General features: G+C 37.1%; 12 protein-coding genes. 2 read left to right on the top strand and 10 right to left on the bottom strand.

The window, feature by feature from the left end; genetic code table 11:
• Window positions 1-18: 18 nt before the first annotated feature.
• Window positions 19-657 carry a LysE family translocator gene (locus GQR87_RS09870; RefSeq protein ID WP_199271746.1) on the bottom strand — a complete coding sequence of 213 codons (639 nt, stop codon included), beginning with the start codon at window positions 655-657 and terminating at the stop codon, window positions 19-21.
• A 455-nt stretch (window positions 658-1,112) separates the two neighbouring features.
• On the opposite strand from GQR87_RS09870, the gene GQR87_RS09865 reads away from it, so the two are divergent.
• Complete coding sequence (locus tag GQR87_RS09865) at window positions 1,113-2,300, top strand: class I SAM-dependent rRNA methyltransferase (RefSeq protein WP_158968880.1); 1,188 nt, start codon at window positions 1,113-1,115, stop codon at window positions 2,298-2,300.
• A gap of 56 nt (window positions 2,301-2,356) precedes the next feature.
• On the opposite strand, the gene GQR87_RS09860 is transcribed toward GQR87_RS09865, so the two are convergent.
• The 3 genes from GQR87_RS09860 to GQR87_RS09850 all read right to left on the bottom strand — a co-directional run bounded on the left by GQR87_RS09860 (window position 2,357) and on the right by GQR87_RS09850 (window position 7,200).
• A complete protein-coding gene (locus GQR87_RS09860) occupies window positions 2,357-2,659 on the bottom strand; it encodes a PilZ domain-containing protein (RefSeq protein ID WP_158968878.1) in 303 nt (100 codons plus the stop codon).
• A gap of 82 nt (window positions 2,660-2,741) precedes the next feature.
• Window positions 2,742-6,647, bottom strand: a complete 3,906-nt coding sequence (gene hrpA / locus GQR87_RS09855; RefSeq protein WP_158968876.1) for an ATP-dependent RNA helicase HrpA — start codon at window positions 6,645-6,647, stop codon at window positions 2,742-2,744.
• 133 nt (window positions 6,648-6,780) lie between these two features.
• Entirely contained in the window at window positions 6,781-7,200 is a 420-nt protein-coding gene (locus GQR87_RS09850; RefSeq protein WP_158968874.1) for a CBS domain-containing protein, read from the bottom strand.
• A 95-nt stretch (window positions 7,201-7,295) separates the two neighbouring features.
• On the opposite strand from GQR87_RS09850, the gene GQR87_RS09845 reads away from it, so the two are divergent.
• Window positions 7,296-8,090 carry a polysaccharide lyase gene (locus GQR87_RS09845; protein ID WP_158968872.1) on the top strand — a complete coding sequence of 265 codons (795 nt, stop codon included), beginning with the start codon at window positions 7,296-7,298 and terminating at the stop codon, window positions 8,088-8,090.
• A gap of 512 nt (window positions 8,091-8,602) precedes the next feature.
• On the opposite strand, the gene GQR87_RS09840 is transcribed toward GQR87_RS09845, so the two are convergent.
• From GQR87_RS09840 to GQR87_RS09815, 6 genes are all read right to left on the bottom strand, one after another.
• Entirely contained in the window at window positions 8,603-8,974 is a 372-nt protein-coding gene (locus GQR87_RS09840) for a DUF6768 family protein (RefSeq protein WP_158968870.1), read from the bottom strand.
• Window positions 8,961-9,527 (bottom strand): RNA polymerase sigma factor, encoded by a 567-nt coding sequence (locus GQR87_RS09835; protein ID WP_158968868.1) that lies wholly within the window; start codon window positions 9,525-9,527, stop codon window positions 8,961-8,963. The genes GQR87_RS09840 and GQR87_RS09835 overlap by 14 nt, the downstream gene beginning before the upstream one ends.
• Before the next feature lie 182 nt (window positions 9,528-9,709).
• Window positions 9,710-11,110 (bottom strand): alkaline phosphatase family protein, encoded by a 1,401-nt coding sequence (locus tag GQR87_RS09830; protein WP_158968866.1) that lies wholly within the window; start codon window positions 11,108-11,110, stop codon window positions 9,710-9,712.
• Window positions 11,111-11,168: 58 nt separating this feature from the next.
• Window positions 11,169-12,386 carry a metabolite traffic protein EboE gene (gene eboE, locus GQR87_RS09825; RefSeq protein ID WP_158968864.1) on the bottom strand — a complete coding sequence of 406 codons (1,218 nt, stop codon included), beginning with the start codon at window positions 12,384-12,386 and terminating at the stop codon, window positions 11,169-11,171.
• Window positions 12,387-12,394: 8 nt separating this feature from the next.
• Complete coding sequence (locus GQR87_RS09820; protein ID WP_158968862.1) at window positions 12,395-13,282, bottom strand: TatD family hydrolase; 888 nt, start codon at window positions 13,280-13,282, stop codon at window positions 12,395-12,397.
• Window positions 13,283-13,324: 42 nt separating this feature from the next.
• On the bottom strand, window positions 13,325-14,092 hold the full coding sequence (locus GQR87_RS09815) for an EboA domain-containing protein (protein ID WP_158968860.1): 768 nt from the start codon (window positions 14,090-14,092) through the stop codon (window positions 13,325-13,327).
• Window positions 14,093-14,101: the final 9 nt, after the last annotated feature.

Below are 14,101 nucleotides of genomic sequence, written 5' to 3'. Positions count from 1 at the left end.
TAGGATAGTAATAAGCAGTTATTCAGGTAGCACTAACTTAATGGCTAACAAAATCAAAACTAGTCCCATAAAACGATCAAACCAATATCCTTTAGCACTAATAAAGACCCTTATCTTTTTTGTACTCAAAAAATACGATAAAGCACAAAACCAAAGACCCGTTGCCACAGCTAAATACAAACCATACATAGCTTTTATTTCATTTGGAGTATCTGCTGACACCACCACTGCAAAAACTGATAAAAAAAACAATGTCGCTTTAGGATTAAGCCCATTGGTCAAAAAACCAATTGAAAACGCTTTAGCATCAGAAATTGCAACAAGTTCAGTGCCTATTTCATTATGGCCATCTACCTTTACCGCTGGGCTTCGAATCGCTCCCCAGCCGATATAAAATAAATAAGCAGCAGCTAAATAACTAATAGCCTCGAATAAACCGGGTGTGGTTTTAATCAAAATACCAATGCCTAATAATGAATATGACACGTGAAGTAAAATTGCTAAACCAACACCCACACTTGTCATCATAGCAGCCCTACGGCCAAACTTAATACTATGCTTTAGTACTACAGCAAAGTCAGGACCAGGGCTAGCAACAGCCAATAGATGCACACTTGCAATAGTCAGAAACTCTAACCAATATTGCTCATAATTCACTGACACTTTTGCTCCTAAAAATTAATTACCCGACGATTATACTTAATTAAGGGGCCATTTAAGCTTTTCAATGGAATATTTTTAATAGCAATTATTCCATTCTAGCTAAATTATTAGTTACTCAGGATGCGTCCAGTTTTTTTGATCAAGGCGTCGCTATACAGTAATGGTTGTTCCCTTTTAATTAGCGAGAACGTAGAGCAGAAAGCACTGGGGTATTCCTTTCAGGCGAGTTTTAAAAGGGCTTGCATTGCGTTGCATAAACTCGAAAGAGCACTGACTTTATTATAATAAAGAGTGTCAGTCATACGCCTTATTTAAGCCCTTTTAAATTATCGCTGAGCGACCAATTATTTAACTAGATTGTTATTATATCTAAGTCATTCACCTAGTTTAATCGGAAAATCATCTTCACCTCATGTACAATTGCACAAAATTTATAAGTAAGTGAAGTTATGGCATCTAGTGTTATTTTACAGCCCGGTCGGGAGAAATCTTTACAACGTCGCCACCCTTGGATATTTTCTAGAGGTATTGAAAAAACAGTTGGGCGCACCAACTTTGGCGATACAGTTGATGTATATTCCCATGATGGTAATTGGTTAGGTCGTGGTGCTTGGTCTCCTGAATCACAAATACAAGTGAGAATATGGACCTTTGAAGAAGGTGAAAGTATTGACAATGCTTTTTTCCAAAGACGAATAGCGACTGCACAAGCATCCAGAGAGGAACTTATTGCTAGACATGGTTTAACAGGTTACCGGCTGATTGCCGCTGAGTCTGATGGGCTGCCAGGTGTCACAATAGACAGATATGCCAATGTTTTAGTTTGCCAATTATTATCTGCAGGCGCAGAAAAACATAGAGACAAAATTGTCTGGGCGCTGACTAAACAATTTCCAGAATGCTCTATTTATGAACGTAGTGATGTGGGAGTGCGTAAAAAAGAAGGCCTAGAGGAAATCACCCAAACCTTACACGGTGATGTACCAGACGAAGTTACCATTGAAGAGAATGGCGTAAAAATAATCGTCAATGTAAAAGAAGGTCATAAAACTGGATTTTACCTTGATCAACGTGATAACCGCGCTATAGCCGCAAAATATGCCAAAGATAAAAACGTATTAAATTGTTTTAGTTATACTGGGACATTTGGTAGTTATGCTATCGCTAACGGTGCCAAGTCTGTGACTAATCTTGACGTATCAGATTTAGCTTTAGCGACAGCAAAACGCAATATGGAAATTAATAACCTCGACACCAGCCTGTCTGAGTTTCTTAAACTAGATGTGTTCCAAGCCCTTCGAGACTTTAAACAAGAAGGCAGAGAGTTTGAACAAATCATTTTGGATCCCCCCAAATTTGTCGACTCAAAATCTTCCTTAGTCCGAGCGTGTAGAGGTTACAAAGACATCAACATGCTTGCTATGCAAATAATGAAACCTGGTGGCATCTTATGCACCTTTAGTTGTTCTGGCTTGTTGGGCTTTGATTTATTTCAAAAAGTAGTGGCAGATGCAGCCTTAGATGCAGGAAGAACAGTGCAAATCATTGAACGATTGGGACAAGCAGCGGATCATCCGGTTGGCAGTAATTACCCTGAAGGGTTTTATTTAAAAGGGTTTGTGTGCAGAGTGCTATAGCTTATGGATAAGCAAACACACACAACACAAAAGCGGTAAATTAACGTTGCCGCTTTTTATTTCATTTCAATTATTTCAACGCCTACAGCACAAGTATTGTCATCTACTTTGTCACAACGAACAACTTTAGTATCAGCAGTCAAAGAAGGTATTTGAGAACTAGTAGATTCGATATAAACATTAACTAATGTACCTAACTCCAAAGCGCTTTCTGCTAATTCAAAGGACATGCCTGAAGCACTAATATCTTTACACACAGCCTGAGTTGTACGTTCAGCGCCTTCATCAGTAATTTTTAATTCACAAACAGAATTCACCATCATACGAAAAAAGTTGCGCTTGTCATCGTAACCTATCATCAAAGATACCCCTAGTGTTTAAATTCTACACTGTGTTTATAGGGTGCTGGCAATCTAAAGTCAACGATTGATATTGCCCAATCTAAATTGAATCTAGGTAATTTAAAATTCGTTTAACTGATATGGGCGATGATGTACCTAGTTGTTGAGCGAAAAATGACACTTGTAACTCTTGTAATAACCACCTGACTTCCTTTAATTCACTAGGTTGTGGCATATTCGCAGGGATCTGTTTACATTTTGCTAGGTAAGCTTGCTGAGCTTTTTCTACATTTAATTGATGTAACTTATCTTTTGTCGGATCTATAGGTAGTTTTTCTAAACGTTTAGCAATCGCTTTTATATACCTTTGCCAATCGTTAAGCCGAGCTACTTCAACATCAGCAACAAAACCTTTATACACTAAGGAATCCAACTGAGCTTTAATATGTCCATGAGCATATATAAGATTAAGAGGGACGCTACCTTTCATTTTTTTCTTTGTTTCATGAGCTATGGTTAAACCCACTTCCACTTTTTTGGCTACATCTAAGACATAATCATTAATCTCTTGTCTAACGAACTCACTACACTGCTTAAAATGCGCTTTATCGCGAATATCAGTTTGCATTTCTTCACAGTATTGCTTCACAAGTTGATCAACAGCAGCATCGATACAATCATCAATTAATGCCTTAATTTGGCCGAAAGGATTAAAATACAAGCCTAATTTGGCTTTGTTAGGTAACTTATCCTGTAAATATTTAACCGGAGATGGGATCGCTAAAATAATCAATTTTCGTAAGCCAAGTTTATGAGCTTGTTCGGCAATATGAGATCGATCAAATAACTTAACCGACACAGTTTTGCCATCATTAATTAATGCTGGATACGCTTTTACTTCGTAGCCCCCTGCTTTATTAATAAATTCTTTAGGTAAAGCCTCTATTGTCCAATCGGTTAATCCTGTTTGCTCTAGTTCTGGTGTGGCAACCTTTTGCAAATTTTGTTTAACCTTGCCTTGTAACTGTTGTTGTAACAGATTCAAATCACGGCCTTGGGCAATAACTTGTCCTTTGTCATCTAATACTTTTATATTAAAAATCAGATGTTTAGGTAGTTTTTCCATTGGCCACTCTGCGACTTCTACTTCACGACCAGTCATGCGTTTTAATTTCAAAGAAAGAGTCGGCAAAAATGCTAAAACATTGCCCTTTTTATCTACAGGCTGAATATCAGCCAAACAAGCCTCTGCATAATTGGGAGCCGGCACAAAATTACGTCTTAACGATTTAGGTAAGGCTTTAATTAAAGCTACAATCAGCTCGTGGCGTAAGCCTGGTATTAACCAATCTAATCCTTGAGTGGTCACCTGATTTAACAAAGCTAACGGCACCATTAAGCTCACACCGTCGTCTTCGTCTTTTGGATCAAAGTGATAAGTTAACCCCAAAGTTAAATTACCTTGCTTAAGAAACTCAGGAAATGAATATTCATCAATATGAGTGGTCGTTTTTTTCAGTAACGCGGCTGGATCAAAATCTAAAATTTTAGCATTCGCTATCGATTGTTTTTTCCACCATTTTTTAAAGCTAGCTTCAGAACATACGTAAGGTGGGATTTTCTCACTATAAAACTCCACCAGGTTATCTTCATCAACTAACAAATCTCGGCGGCGACTTTTATCTTCAAGGTTTTCTATATCACTAATAACATTTTGATTATGGGCTAAAAAAGCAAAGTTAAGCTTAGTATCCATGTTGACTAAAGCCTCACGAATAAATATTTCACGACTGACAACAGGATCAATTTGGCTATAGTTTTTACGTCTTTGATTAACTAAAACCAATCCATATAAGGTTACTTTCTCAAAAGCTTGTACTACACCTTGTTTTTTCGACCAGTGAGGCTCAGAAAATTCCGATTTGACCAAATGTTCGGCGATAGACTCGATCCACTCAGGTTCTATTTTTGCCGCCACGCGACCAAATAGATGAGCGGTTTCTACCAGTTCAGCCACCATAGTCCATTTAGGTTGGGACTTCGCTAAACCCGAGCCTGGAAAAATCATAAAACGGCTATTTCTCGCGCCTAAATATTCTCGGTCTTTATCTTTATTGCCTATATGGGATAACAATCCAGACGCAATTGCTTGGTGTATAGCTTGGTAATCTGCAGTCTGCGAAGAAATACCAAAGCCTAATTCAGCCACAGATTTCTTTAACTGACTGACAATATCTTGCCATTCACGCATACGCATAAAATTGACAAAATGTTTCTTACACCAATTACGTAATTGACTAGAAGATAAGGTTTGTTGTTGCTCTTTAAAAATTTGCCAGAGTTGGAAGAAACCTAAAAAATCGGACTCTTTATTAAAAAAGTCTTCCTGAGCTTGATCAGCTTGTTGTTTCTTATCTTGTGGCCTTTCTCGCGGATCTTGAATACTTAAGCCTGCAGCAATGATCAATACCTCATGTAAACTATTCTGCTTATCAGCCTCAATTACCATGCGGGCATATCTGGGATCAACAGGTAACCTAGCAAGTTGCCTACCTAGCTTAGACAACTGTTGACGGCCCAGCTCTAAATCAATGGCACCTAACTCTTCGAGTAATTTAAAACCATCATTAATGGCTCTTGAATCTGGCGGCTGCACAAACGGAAATTGATCTATTTTACCTAAGCCCAATGACATCATTTGTAAGATAACTGAGGCTAAGTTGGTTCTTAAAATTTCAGGATCTGTAAATAAATCTCGTGACAGATAATCCTCTTCTGAATACAAACGGATACAAATCCCGTTTGAGACACGACCACAACGCCCTGCCCTTTGATTAGCAGATGCTTGAGAGATAGCCTCAATTGGAAGCCGTTGTACTTTACTACGTACACTGTAACGAGAAATACGAGCAGTACCAGGATCAATAACATACTTAATCCCTGGCACAGTTAACGAGGTTTCGGCTACGTTAGTCGCTAATACAATTCTGCGTCCTGTATGGCTGGCAAAGACTTTGTTTTGTTCGCTATTACTTAACCTTGCATATAAGGGTAACACCTCAGTATTTCGATATTTTTGTTTGGTTAATGCATCAGCTGTGTCACGAATCTCTCGCTCACCACTTAAAAACACTAGAATATCACCACGAGGTTCAACTAATAATTCATCAACGGCTTCAATAATGGCTTGGATTTGGTCATATTCACTGCTGTCTATTTCTTTATAGCGCATTTCGACAGGATAAGTTCGACCACTCACTTCAATCACAGGCGCGTCGTTAAAGTGTTTAGAAAACTTTTGCGGATCTATGGTGGCAGAGGTAATAATAAGTTTTAAATCAGGACGCCTTGGTAATAATTGTTTCAGGTAACCCAAGATAAAATCGATGTTCAAACTGCGTTCATGAGCTTCATCAATAATGATAGTGTCATATTGATTAAGAAATTTATCCTGCTGAATTTCTGCCAATAAAATACCATCGGTCATCAGTTTGATATAAGTATTATCAGAAACCTGATCGGAAAAGCGTATTTTAAAACCAACTTGTTGACCAATAGGCCCTTTTAATTCTTCAGCAATACGATTGGCTACTGTTCTAGCGGCCAGTCTCCTTGGTTGTGTATGGCCAATTAAACCATTAATTCCGCGCCCTAATTCAAGGCAAATTTTTGGAATTTGAGTAGTTTTCCCCGAGCCTGTTTCGCCAGCAATAATAACCACTTGATTGCTTTCAATAGCTTGAGCTATTTCATCTTTTTTCTCACTAACCGGTAAATCTGGGTATTCTATTTCTGGACATTGCTGTTGCCTTTGGGTAACCAATAAAGATGATTTTTCAATATCAGCGCTAAGTTTTGCTAAATAATCATCTTGTTGCTCAGAGGATATGGTCGAAAAACGGCGAATTCTAGATTTAAACCTAAACTTATCTTTAGACATGCAAGTTGAAACTTGTTCAGATAATTGTTTGAGACTAACGATTGGGGATGACTGCTGTAACGACAAGGGTAAACGCTCTTCTTTTAGCTCGATATTTAACGAGCAAGGATCCTAGAAGATGCATGGCACAAATACCAGTAAAAATTAAGGCTGATAATGTTAGCATAACAATTCAGCCCTATTTTCAACTGCTATAGACCTAACTGGCTCGCTTGTATCCGTCATTTAGCTGTAAATCTATAGCATGTAACAAAGATGAGCGGTTTATTGTGCCCAACAAATAACCATCATCATCGACTACAGGATAAACTTTTGGTTTTTCTACCATCATTTTATGAGCAAGTTCTATAACAGAGGTATAAGGTTTAACAGATATCACTTCAGTCTTCATAATATCTTTTACTTGTGCAACCTGTTCACGGTAATAACTCGACTCTATCATTTGTACGATACAATCTTGTTCTGATAAAAATCCAATCACTTTATTTTTTTGATCGACTACTGGCCCCCCTGTTTGTTTAGATTGTAATAAACGCTCAACCGCTTCCGCCACAGACAAAGTATGAGTAAAAGTCACGGGCCGTAAATTCATGTAATCACTAACTTGTAAAGATTCCATATGTTTATCCTCGTTGCATCAGAACTGGTATATATTTTGATATCGGCATGATTAAAGATAGACTTAAAAATACACAAAACCTAATTGGTGTAACTATGTATTTAATACAATTAGTTAGTTTTTTAATGATTGTTAGTTTTAACTTGTATGCTACCCCTTTATTTAAAGTAAATTTCGACTCAAGTCCATTAGGTCTATATCAAGGTCAAATAGTAAAACATGATTGGTCAGGCTTAAAATGGCAAAAACTTGCAGGTCGTGCAGAAATTGTTAGAAGCAATGATTACCAACATAAAAATGTATTAAAAGTTAGCTACCCCAAAGGATCAGTGGGCCCAGAGGAAGGTGGAAGTCAATTTGTTGTACCTTTAAAACCAGTAAAGGAATTATGGCTATCATATCAATTAAAATTTTCTAATGATTTTGATTTTAGATTAGGCGGCAAGTTACCCGGGCTCAGCAGCGGTGGGGGTAAATTTACTGGGGGAAACATTCCAACCAAAGGTGAAGGTTGGAGTGCTCGATATATGTGGCGTGAAAACGGCGAAGCGGTTATTTATCTATATTATATGGATATGCCTGGAAAATGGGGAGAAGATTTATCCTTGAGAGACTCTCACTTTGAAACCGACAAATGGTATACCCTAACTCAGTATATAAAGGTAAATGATTTAGGTAAAAGTAACGGAAATTTGCAGGTTTGGATAAACGATAAACAGTTACTTAACAAAAATGACATTCAATTTAGAGGTCAAGATAACGCACTAATAGATAGTTTCTATTTTTCCACTTTTCATGGTGGCAATACGGCTAGATGGGGACCTAAAAATAGAAGTGTAGCCTATTTTGATAATTTTATTATTAGTTCAGAACCAATACAAATTAAGTAACCTGAACTCGGGATAATGAATGTCGTTTCAAATTAAATTTTATAAATAATTCAAACACTTAAAAATAAGCCCTCAGTTATATTTGGATTAAGGTTTATACGATGACGAAATTCTTCGTGTATAGCAAGGAGGTTTTTCGTACGTAATAGCGGGCTTTTACTGGAAATCCAACGCCGCTAAGCGCAAAAATAGCGTTATCGAGGCTCGGCTTATCCCGAGCTCAGGCTTAGCAATAAAGACTGTTTCTATAAAACAGCCTATACGTAAGTATTTAACCTGAGTTCTGGATAAGAAGCATCGTTCAACTTAAATATTATCCTTTCAATTCAATAACTTATAAATATTTATTCAAATTTATCAACCTGAATGCTCACTCGGTGACGAAATTTTTCGTGGATAGCAAGGCGGATTGTCGTACGTAATAACGTGTTATTGCTAGGCAATCCAACGCCGCTAGGCACAAAAAGAGCGTTACCGAGAGGTTCGGCTTATCCAGTATTCAGGTTATTTAACTATTTCAAGTTATCAAAATGCCTTTGCATGGATAATTCGAGCCGTTTAATTTCTCGGATGGTTGATGCTCGACTCATTTCAGCCCAAATCCATTGTTTACCCGCTACTTGTACAATAAGAGTCGCGATAAAGCACACGCCCCAAAATATTTGTTGTTGAGTATCTTGTGCGGTGAAAAACTCATATCCGCTCCATACTAAAACGACAGAAACCAGTAAAATCACTATATTAACCAAGATAAACCAGCCCTTTAAACTACTTCGCACAGAGCCCAATACAAAATCAGTTATGCCTTTTTCTTCGGCTAAAATAGAGTCTATTTCTAATGCTTGATCGCTTAGTTCTTTTTTAATTTTTTCATCTATATTCATCTTCATCATTCTCCAATTTTTGTTTTAACTGCTGCCTAGCTCGATTCAGCCTAGACTTGACTGTGCCCACTGGAATATCTAACACTATGCTGATTTCTGCCACCGCCATATCATCTAAATAAAACAGATGTATCATCTGTCTCTCTATTCTTGCTAAGGTATCAATAGCCGCAATTAAAGCACTTTTATCAGTCTCCACTGAATCTGGTTGCGAGGTATTGACTGTATTGTTCTCTAATTCTTGTTGTTCAACACCATGTTCGAACATGTTATTTTGTCTTTGCTTTTGCCGAATCAAATCTAATGTTCGCCATCGAACGGCCCTATATATCCAGCTTTTAAAGGCTTTAGGATCGTTTAATTTATATAAAGTTTTAGCTGTTTTAATCCACACATCTTGGCTGGCGTCTTTCGCAACTTCTTGGTCATTTGAAAGTTTATAAGCAAAGCGTATTAATCCTGGTTGATGGTGCTGAAAAAGTACTCTAAAAGCATCGTGGTTACCCTTTTGAGCAGCCATGACTAATAAGTATTCTTCGGCCTGATTTTTCAACTATTTTCCTTATTGAACTGTGTGTTTGTTACTCAGAAGACGGTTAGAAACTTGAAGAGGTTCATTTAATATCAATATGGATTGGTATAATTTAGATTAAAAACCAAGATAAAAATGAGCATAACAAGAAACGAGCTTTACAAGTATTGTAAAGCTCGTTTCGAAGAGATTTAAAAGAAAGGTTATTTAAAGTGCGACAGAATTAACTGAAATACATCAGTTTGTTGGTATTGTTTTCCTTGTTCAACTTTTTCAGCCTTAGAAATCAATATTGCACCTTTATTCGCATCATCTGTAATACGTCCATGACTACCTTTTACAAGGCTAGGATCAAGGGGGATCACGTCCATCAAGTATCTAAAGCCAAATTTTTTCTTTATTACCCGTTTAGCCACTTGCCATAATGGTAATTTAAACTTTGGATCCACAAACATTTCTACTGGGTCATAACCTACTTTTCGATGAATATCTACTGTGCGAGCAAATTCTGGTGCTTTGTTGTCGTCTAACCAGAAGTAATAGGTAAACCAGGCGTTAGCTTGGCTAATCGCCACTAAGTCTCCACTACGACTGTGTTCTAGACCATATTTTTGTTGTTCTTGTTTATCTAATACTTGCTCAATGCCGTCAGTATTCAGTAGTAAATCTTTAATGCTTGCTAACTGAGTTTTATCATTCACGTATACGTGTGCACATTGATGATCGGCAACAGCAAAAGCAATTGAAGCAGCACAATCCATATTTTCGATGGTTTTATTTTTATATGCCCCACTGTCAACTAAGGTCTCACGTACTTTAATGTAATCTTTTTCACGTAATATTTTGTTGATATGAACAGGTTTATCTACTGCGGTAATCCCGTATTCTGAAACAATCATAAATTCAGTGTCATCAGAATATCGATTAACCATTTCACCAATAATTTTATCTATCGCTTGAATTTCATTAGGAATACTGTCGCCATTAGGGCCAAACTTTTGTAAGCAATAATCTAGATGAGGTAAATAGACTAATTGTAGATCAGGCTTATTTAACTTAAATTCTATGCTAGCTGCATCGGCTATCCATTGACTAGCAGCAATACCGGCTTTAGGTCCCCAAAAACTAAAAAATGGAAATTTACCAATTTCTGTTTCTATTTGTTGGTGTAAACCCGTGGGTGATGAGTAAAGATCGAATATTTTATTCCCATCAGCCAAATAATGAGGCCTAGGTGTCATACTATTATCGACATTGGCGTACATGTTGTACCACCAAAATAATTTAGATACTTTTAATTCAGGTTTGTTTCGTTTTAGCACATCCCAAACTTTTTCGCTTTGCACTAATTGGTTAGCTTGTTTCCAAAACCCTACTTCAGCAAGTTCATGAAAATACCATCCATTGCCCACTATGCCGTGCTCTTTCGCTTGTTTGCCTGTGACCATAGCTGATTGTGCAGTGGTAGTGACAGCAGGAAACTCAACACCTAGAGCTTGATTTTGATAACCTTGGTTAAGTAGTCGATTAATATTTGGGGTGTTATCCCCAATCATATAAGGGCTAAGGCCAACAACATTTAAAATCACTAATGGAGAAGACATTTAATACTTTCAACCTTAAATTTGAGATATAACGGATGTGTAAAAATTGTGATAAAAATTACAGCATATTGCGCTGTAATAAAGCTTGCTCTAACCAACTAAATTCTGCGGCAAAACCTGCGTGTAAACTGGCATTTTTATCAATTTCTTGTTGCAAAAAATTCAGCCATGTATAAGTTTCAATTTCCAAGAATGGACGATATTGCTGATGAGTTTGTAAAAAATCCAGAGTTTGTAAAATGGCACCTTGGGTAGCAGAAACAAATGATAAAGGTAAATCCGCCGCGTTTTGATTCACTGGTATATGATAATGAATGGTCGCTGTAATAGAATGAAGATCTTCATTCGTTTTACGTTCTCTAGCTTGCTCTAATTGCTCAAAGCTTAAATCCGCTAATTCTTCAACTAATTCATTGTTGATAAACACTTTGGTTTGATGAAGAAACTTTTTATCAGCAAACAATTCTGTTAACTGCTGAACCTGCTCTATCGAATCGATATTAGCTTGTATAGCATTAGAGATTTGAATTTTACCAATCTGAATACCACTGTAGGTAATTTGTTGTAAAGACTCAGTGATGTTTTCGCCCATAACAGCTTGATGGCAAGTGTCATAACAACAACCGATGTAACGTAAAATGGTCTCTTTAGTCACACCTATTTGCTCAGCAGCAGGTAATAATTGTTGAATAAAAAAACCGGTTAACTGTTCAGTGTGTTGTAAAACACAATCGGGTTCCATTTCAATACAAATAACAATTTGTTTATTGGTTTGTTGTTCTAGCTCCGCTAAAAAATTAGCCAAGTGAATAAACTGAGATATTGCCATTTGTTGCTGAGCGTCAGACCAATCAGCAGCATAGGCTAAAGGCAAAGTTGAAATAGCTCCTTTGTTTTCATCACTAGGCAAACAACTGGCCAAAATTTCAGCTAAAGACTGCGTATATTCAAGTCTTTGTCTATCAGCCCAAGTAGGCAAATAAACATTTTGTTTAACAACCGCTTGGTGAAAATCACCGAATGGAAAACCATTTAAGCTGGTTAAACGTAAGCCACTTTCTTTTAACACCTGTTTAAAACGATTAAATAAGGCTGGTTTTGCTCGTAAGGCATTAGCCGCTTTATAAGACAACCATAGCCCTGAAGCCATATCTTGCAGATTTCGTCGCTGTTTTACAGCGACAAAATGTGTTTGGATATTCTGGATGACAGCTTCAACATCTTCCCCAGGATGCACATTACTGCAATAGGCCAGATTATTTAACGAATATGTCATGCTAATGTTTAGCCTTTTTCTACTATGGGTTCTTGACCACGTAAGACCTTGTTATCTTCAAAGGTTTTAGTTTGGTCAATCAGAGGCTTTTTAACCATTTCTAGAGAAATTCGACCACTTTGAGCAAAGAAATTAATCGGATTATTGAAAGTCACCTTTTCTACGTCAGCTTCGCTAAAACCATCATCAAGCATAGCTTGTGCTGTTTTAGGAACCTTCAAAGGATCACTTACGCCCCAGTCAGCAGCACTATTGATAATCATTTTATCAGTGCCATATTCTTGCAATAACTTCACCATACGAGGCTCAGACATTTTAGTATTCGGATAAATACTATGCCCACGCCAACAATCAGTTTCTAGCACTAACGGTAAAGTTTGTTCGGTTAAATGGTCAACTAAAACCATTTCTTCTGCAATACCACTTTCCTTAATTACATCTAAGGTCCTTCTGGTACCCGATACTTTGTCTCTGTGTGGGGTATGAATTAATACTGGCAAGTTCAACTCTTTAGCCATTTGTAATTGTTCAGCTAAAAATCTATCTTCTTCAGGTGTGATATCGTCATAGCCAATTTCACCGACACCAACCACATTATCTTTTTGACAATAACGAGGTAATATTTTCATTACCGCTTCAGCTAGCTCTACATCATTTGATTCTTTTGGGTTTAAGCCCATAGTACAAAAATGCATGATGCCAAATTGTGACGCGCGAAAATGTTCCCAACCAATTAAGGTATCAAAATAATCAATAAATGATCCAACTTGAGTACGAGGTTGACCTAACCAAAAAGCAGGTTCGATTACACCAATAATACCGGCGGCGGCCATATTTTCGTAATCATCAGTGGTCCGTGCCAGCATATGAATATGTGGGTCAAAATATTTCATCATTATTATCCTTTATCCAACGTTCCACTGAATGTGTTCGTTGATTTATAATTCTTCATTTAAAAACGACAGAGACTGCTTAACAATTAAACTTTTAATCGCAGCGGCATGTTGGTTGTCTCTACTTGCAAAATGTTTAACATATTGCACAAAAATATTCTCATGTTCAGACGTAAGGTCTGAGTAACGAATAGCTAGCCAAATAGTGGCTGAAGGTACTCGTTCTGCTAAAGCTTGTTCAACCACATAAGAAAAACACATATTAGATAATTGAGCCGACAATCTTTTATTCAAGCCTAACAATGTATCAATATGTAAACCTAAAAATAAAGTTTTAAGTACCAATTGATTGAAATTTAAATCTTCAAAATGTTCACTAGCATAAGAATTATTCAAAGCAAGTGCAGTAAATTCATCTAAACTATTGCAGCGCCCTGCCCTTACAGCAATGGCAACCGCTTCTCCTTTTGAATCAATCAAATTAAGGCCTCGCAAAATAGCAGCCTTTTCACTGCTATCCCCGGCTTGATAATAACCTTTAACTACAGTACTGACACTTAGCTCATTATGACTGGTGAGTACCTGTAACAATAAAGCTATACGCAACAAATCACTTACTTCGGTAGTGGTCAACAAAATATTTTCAATCTGATTAATTGATTGAATTTTACGTTTAACCACCACAGAAATATCCAGTAGATCATTAATAGGATCGGTACTTAGCTGAAGACTACTCATGGCATTGTCAAACCAAAGCTGCTCATTTGCTGATAAATTGGCGGAAATAAGATCGGTAAGTTGGGTTAAATACATTTATTTATC

The sequence above is a fragment of the Paraglaciecola sp. L3A3 genome, assembly GCF_009796765.1.
Classification (GTDB): Bacteria; Pseudomonadota; Gammaproteobacteria; order Enterobacterales; family Alteromonadaceae; genus Paraglaciecola.
Note: the sequence above shows the minus strand (reverse complement) of the source record. Positions and strands in the feature narration are given on the sequence as shown.

Coding starts and splice junctions, on each gene's coding strand:
- GQR87_RS09865 (WP_158968880.1), top strand. CDS start 1,113: ATGGCATCTAGTGTTATTTTACAGCCCGGTCGGGAGAAATCTTTACAA.
- GQR87_RS09860 (WP_158968878.1), bottom strand. CDS start 2,659: ATGATAGGTTACGATGACAAGCGCAACTTTTTTCGTATGATGGTGAAT.
- GQR87_RS09850 (WP_158968874.1), bottom strand. CDS start 7,200: ATGGAATCTTTACAAGTTAGTGATTACATGAATTTACGGCCCGTGACT.
- GQR87_RS09845 (WP_158968872.1), top strand. CDS start 7,296: ATGTATTTAATACAATTAGTTAGTTTTTTAATGATTGTTAGTTTTAAC.
- GQR87_RS09840 (WP_158968870.1), bottom strand. CDS start 8,974: ATGAATATAGATGAAAAAATTAAAAAAGAACTAAGCGATCAAGCATTA.
- GQR87_RS09830 (WP_158968866.1), bottom strand. CDS start 11,110: ATGTCTTCTCCATTAGTGATTTTAAATGTTGTTGGCCTTAGCCCTTAT.
- eboE (WP_158968864.1), bottom strand. CDS start 12,386: ATGACATATTCGTTAAATAATCTGGCCTATTGCAGTAATGTGCATCCT.
- GQR87_RS09820 (WP_158968862.1), bottom strand. CDS start 13,282: ATGATGAAATATTTTGACCCACATATTCATATGCTGGCACGGACCACT.
- GQR87_RS09815 (WP_158968860.1), bottom strand. CDS start 14,092: ATGTATTTAACCCAACTTACCGATCTTATTTCCGCCAATTTATCAGCA.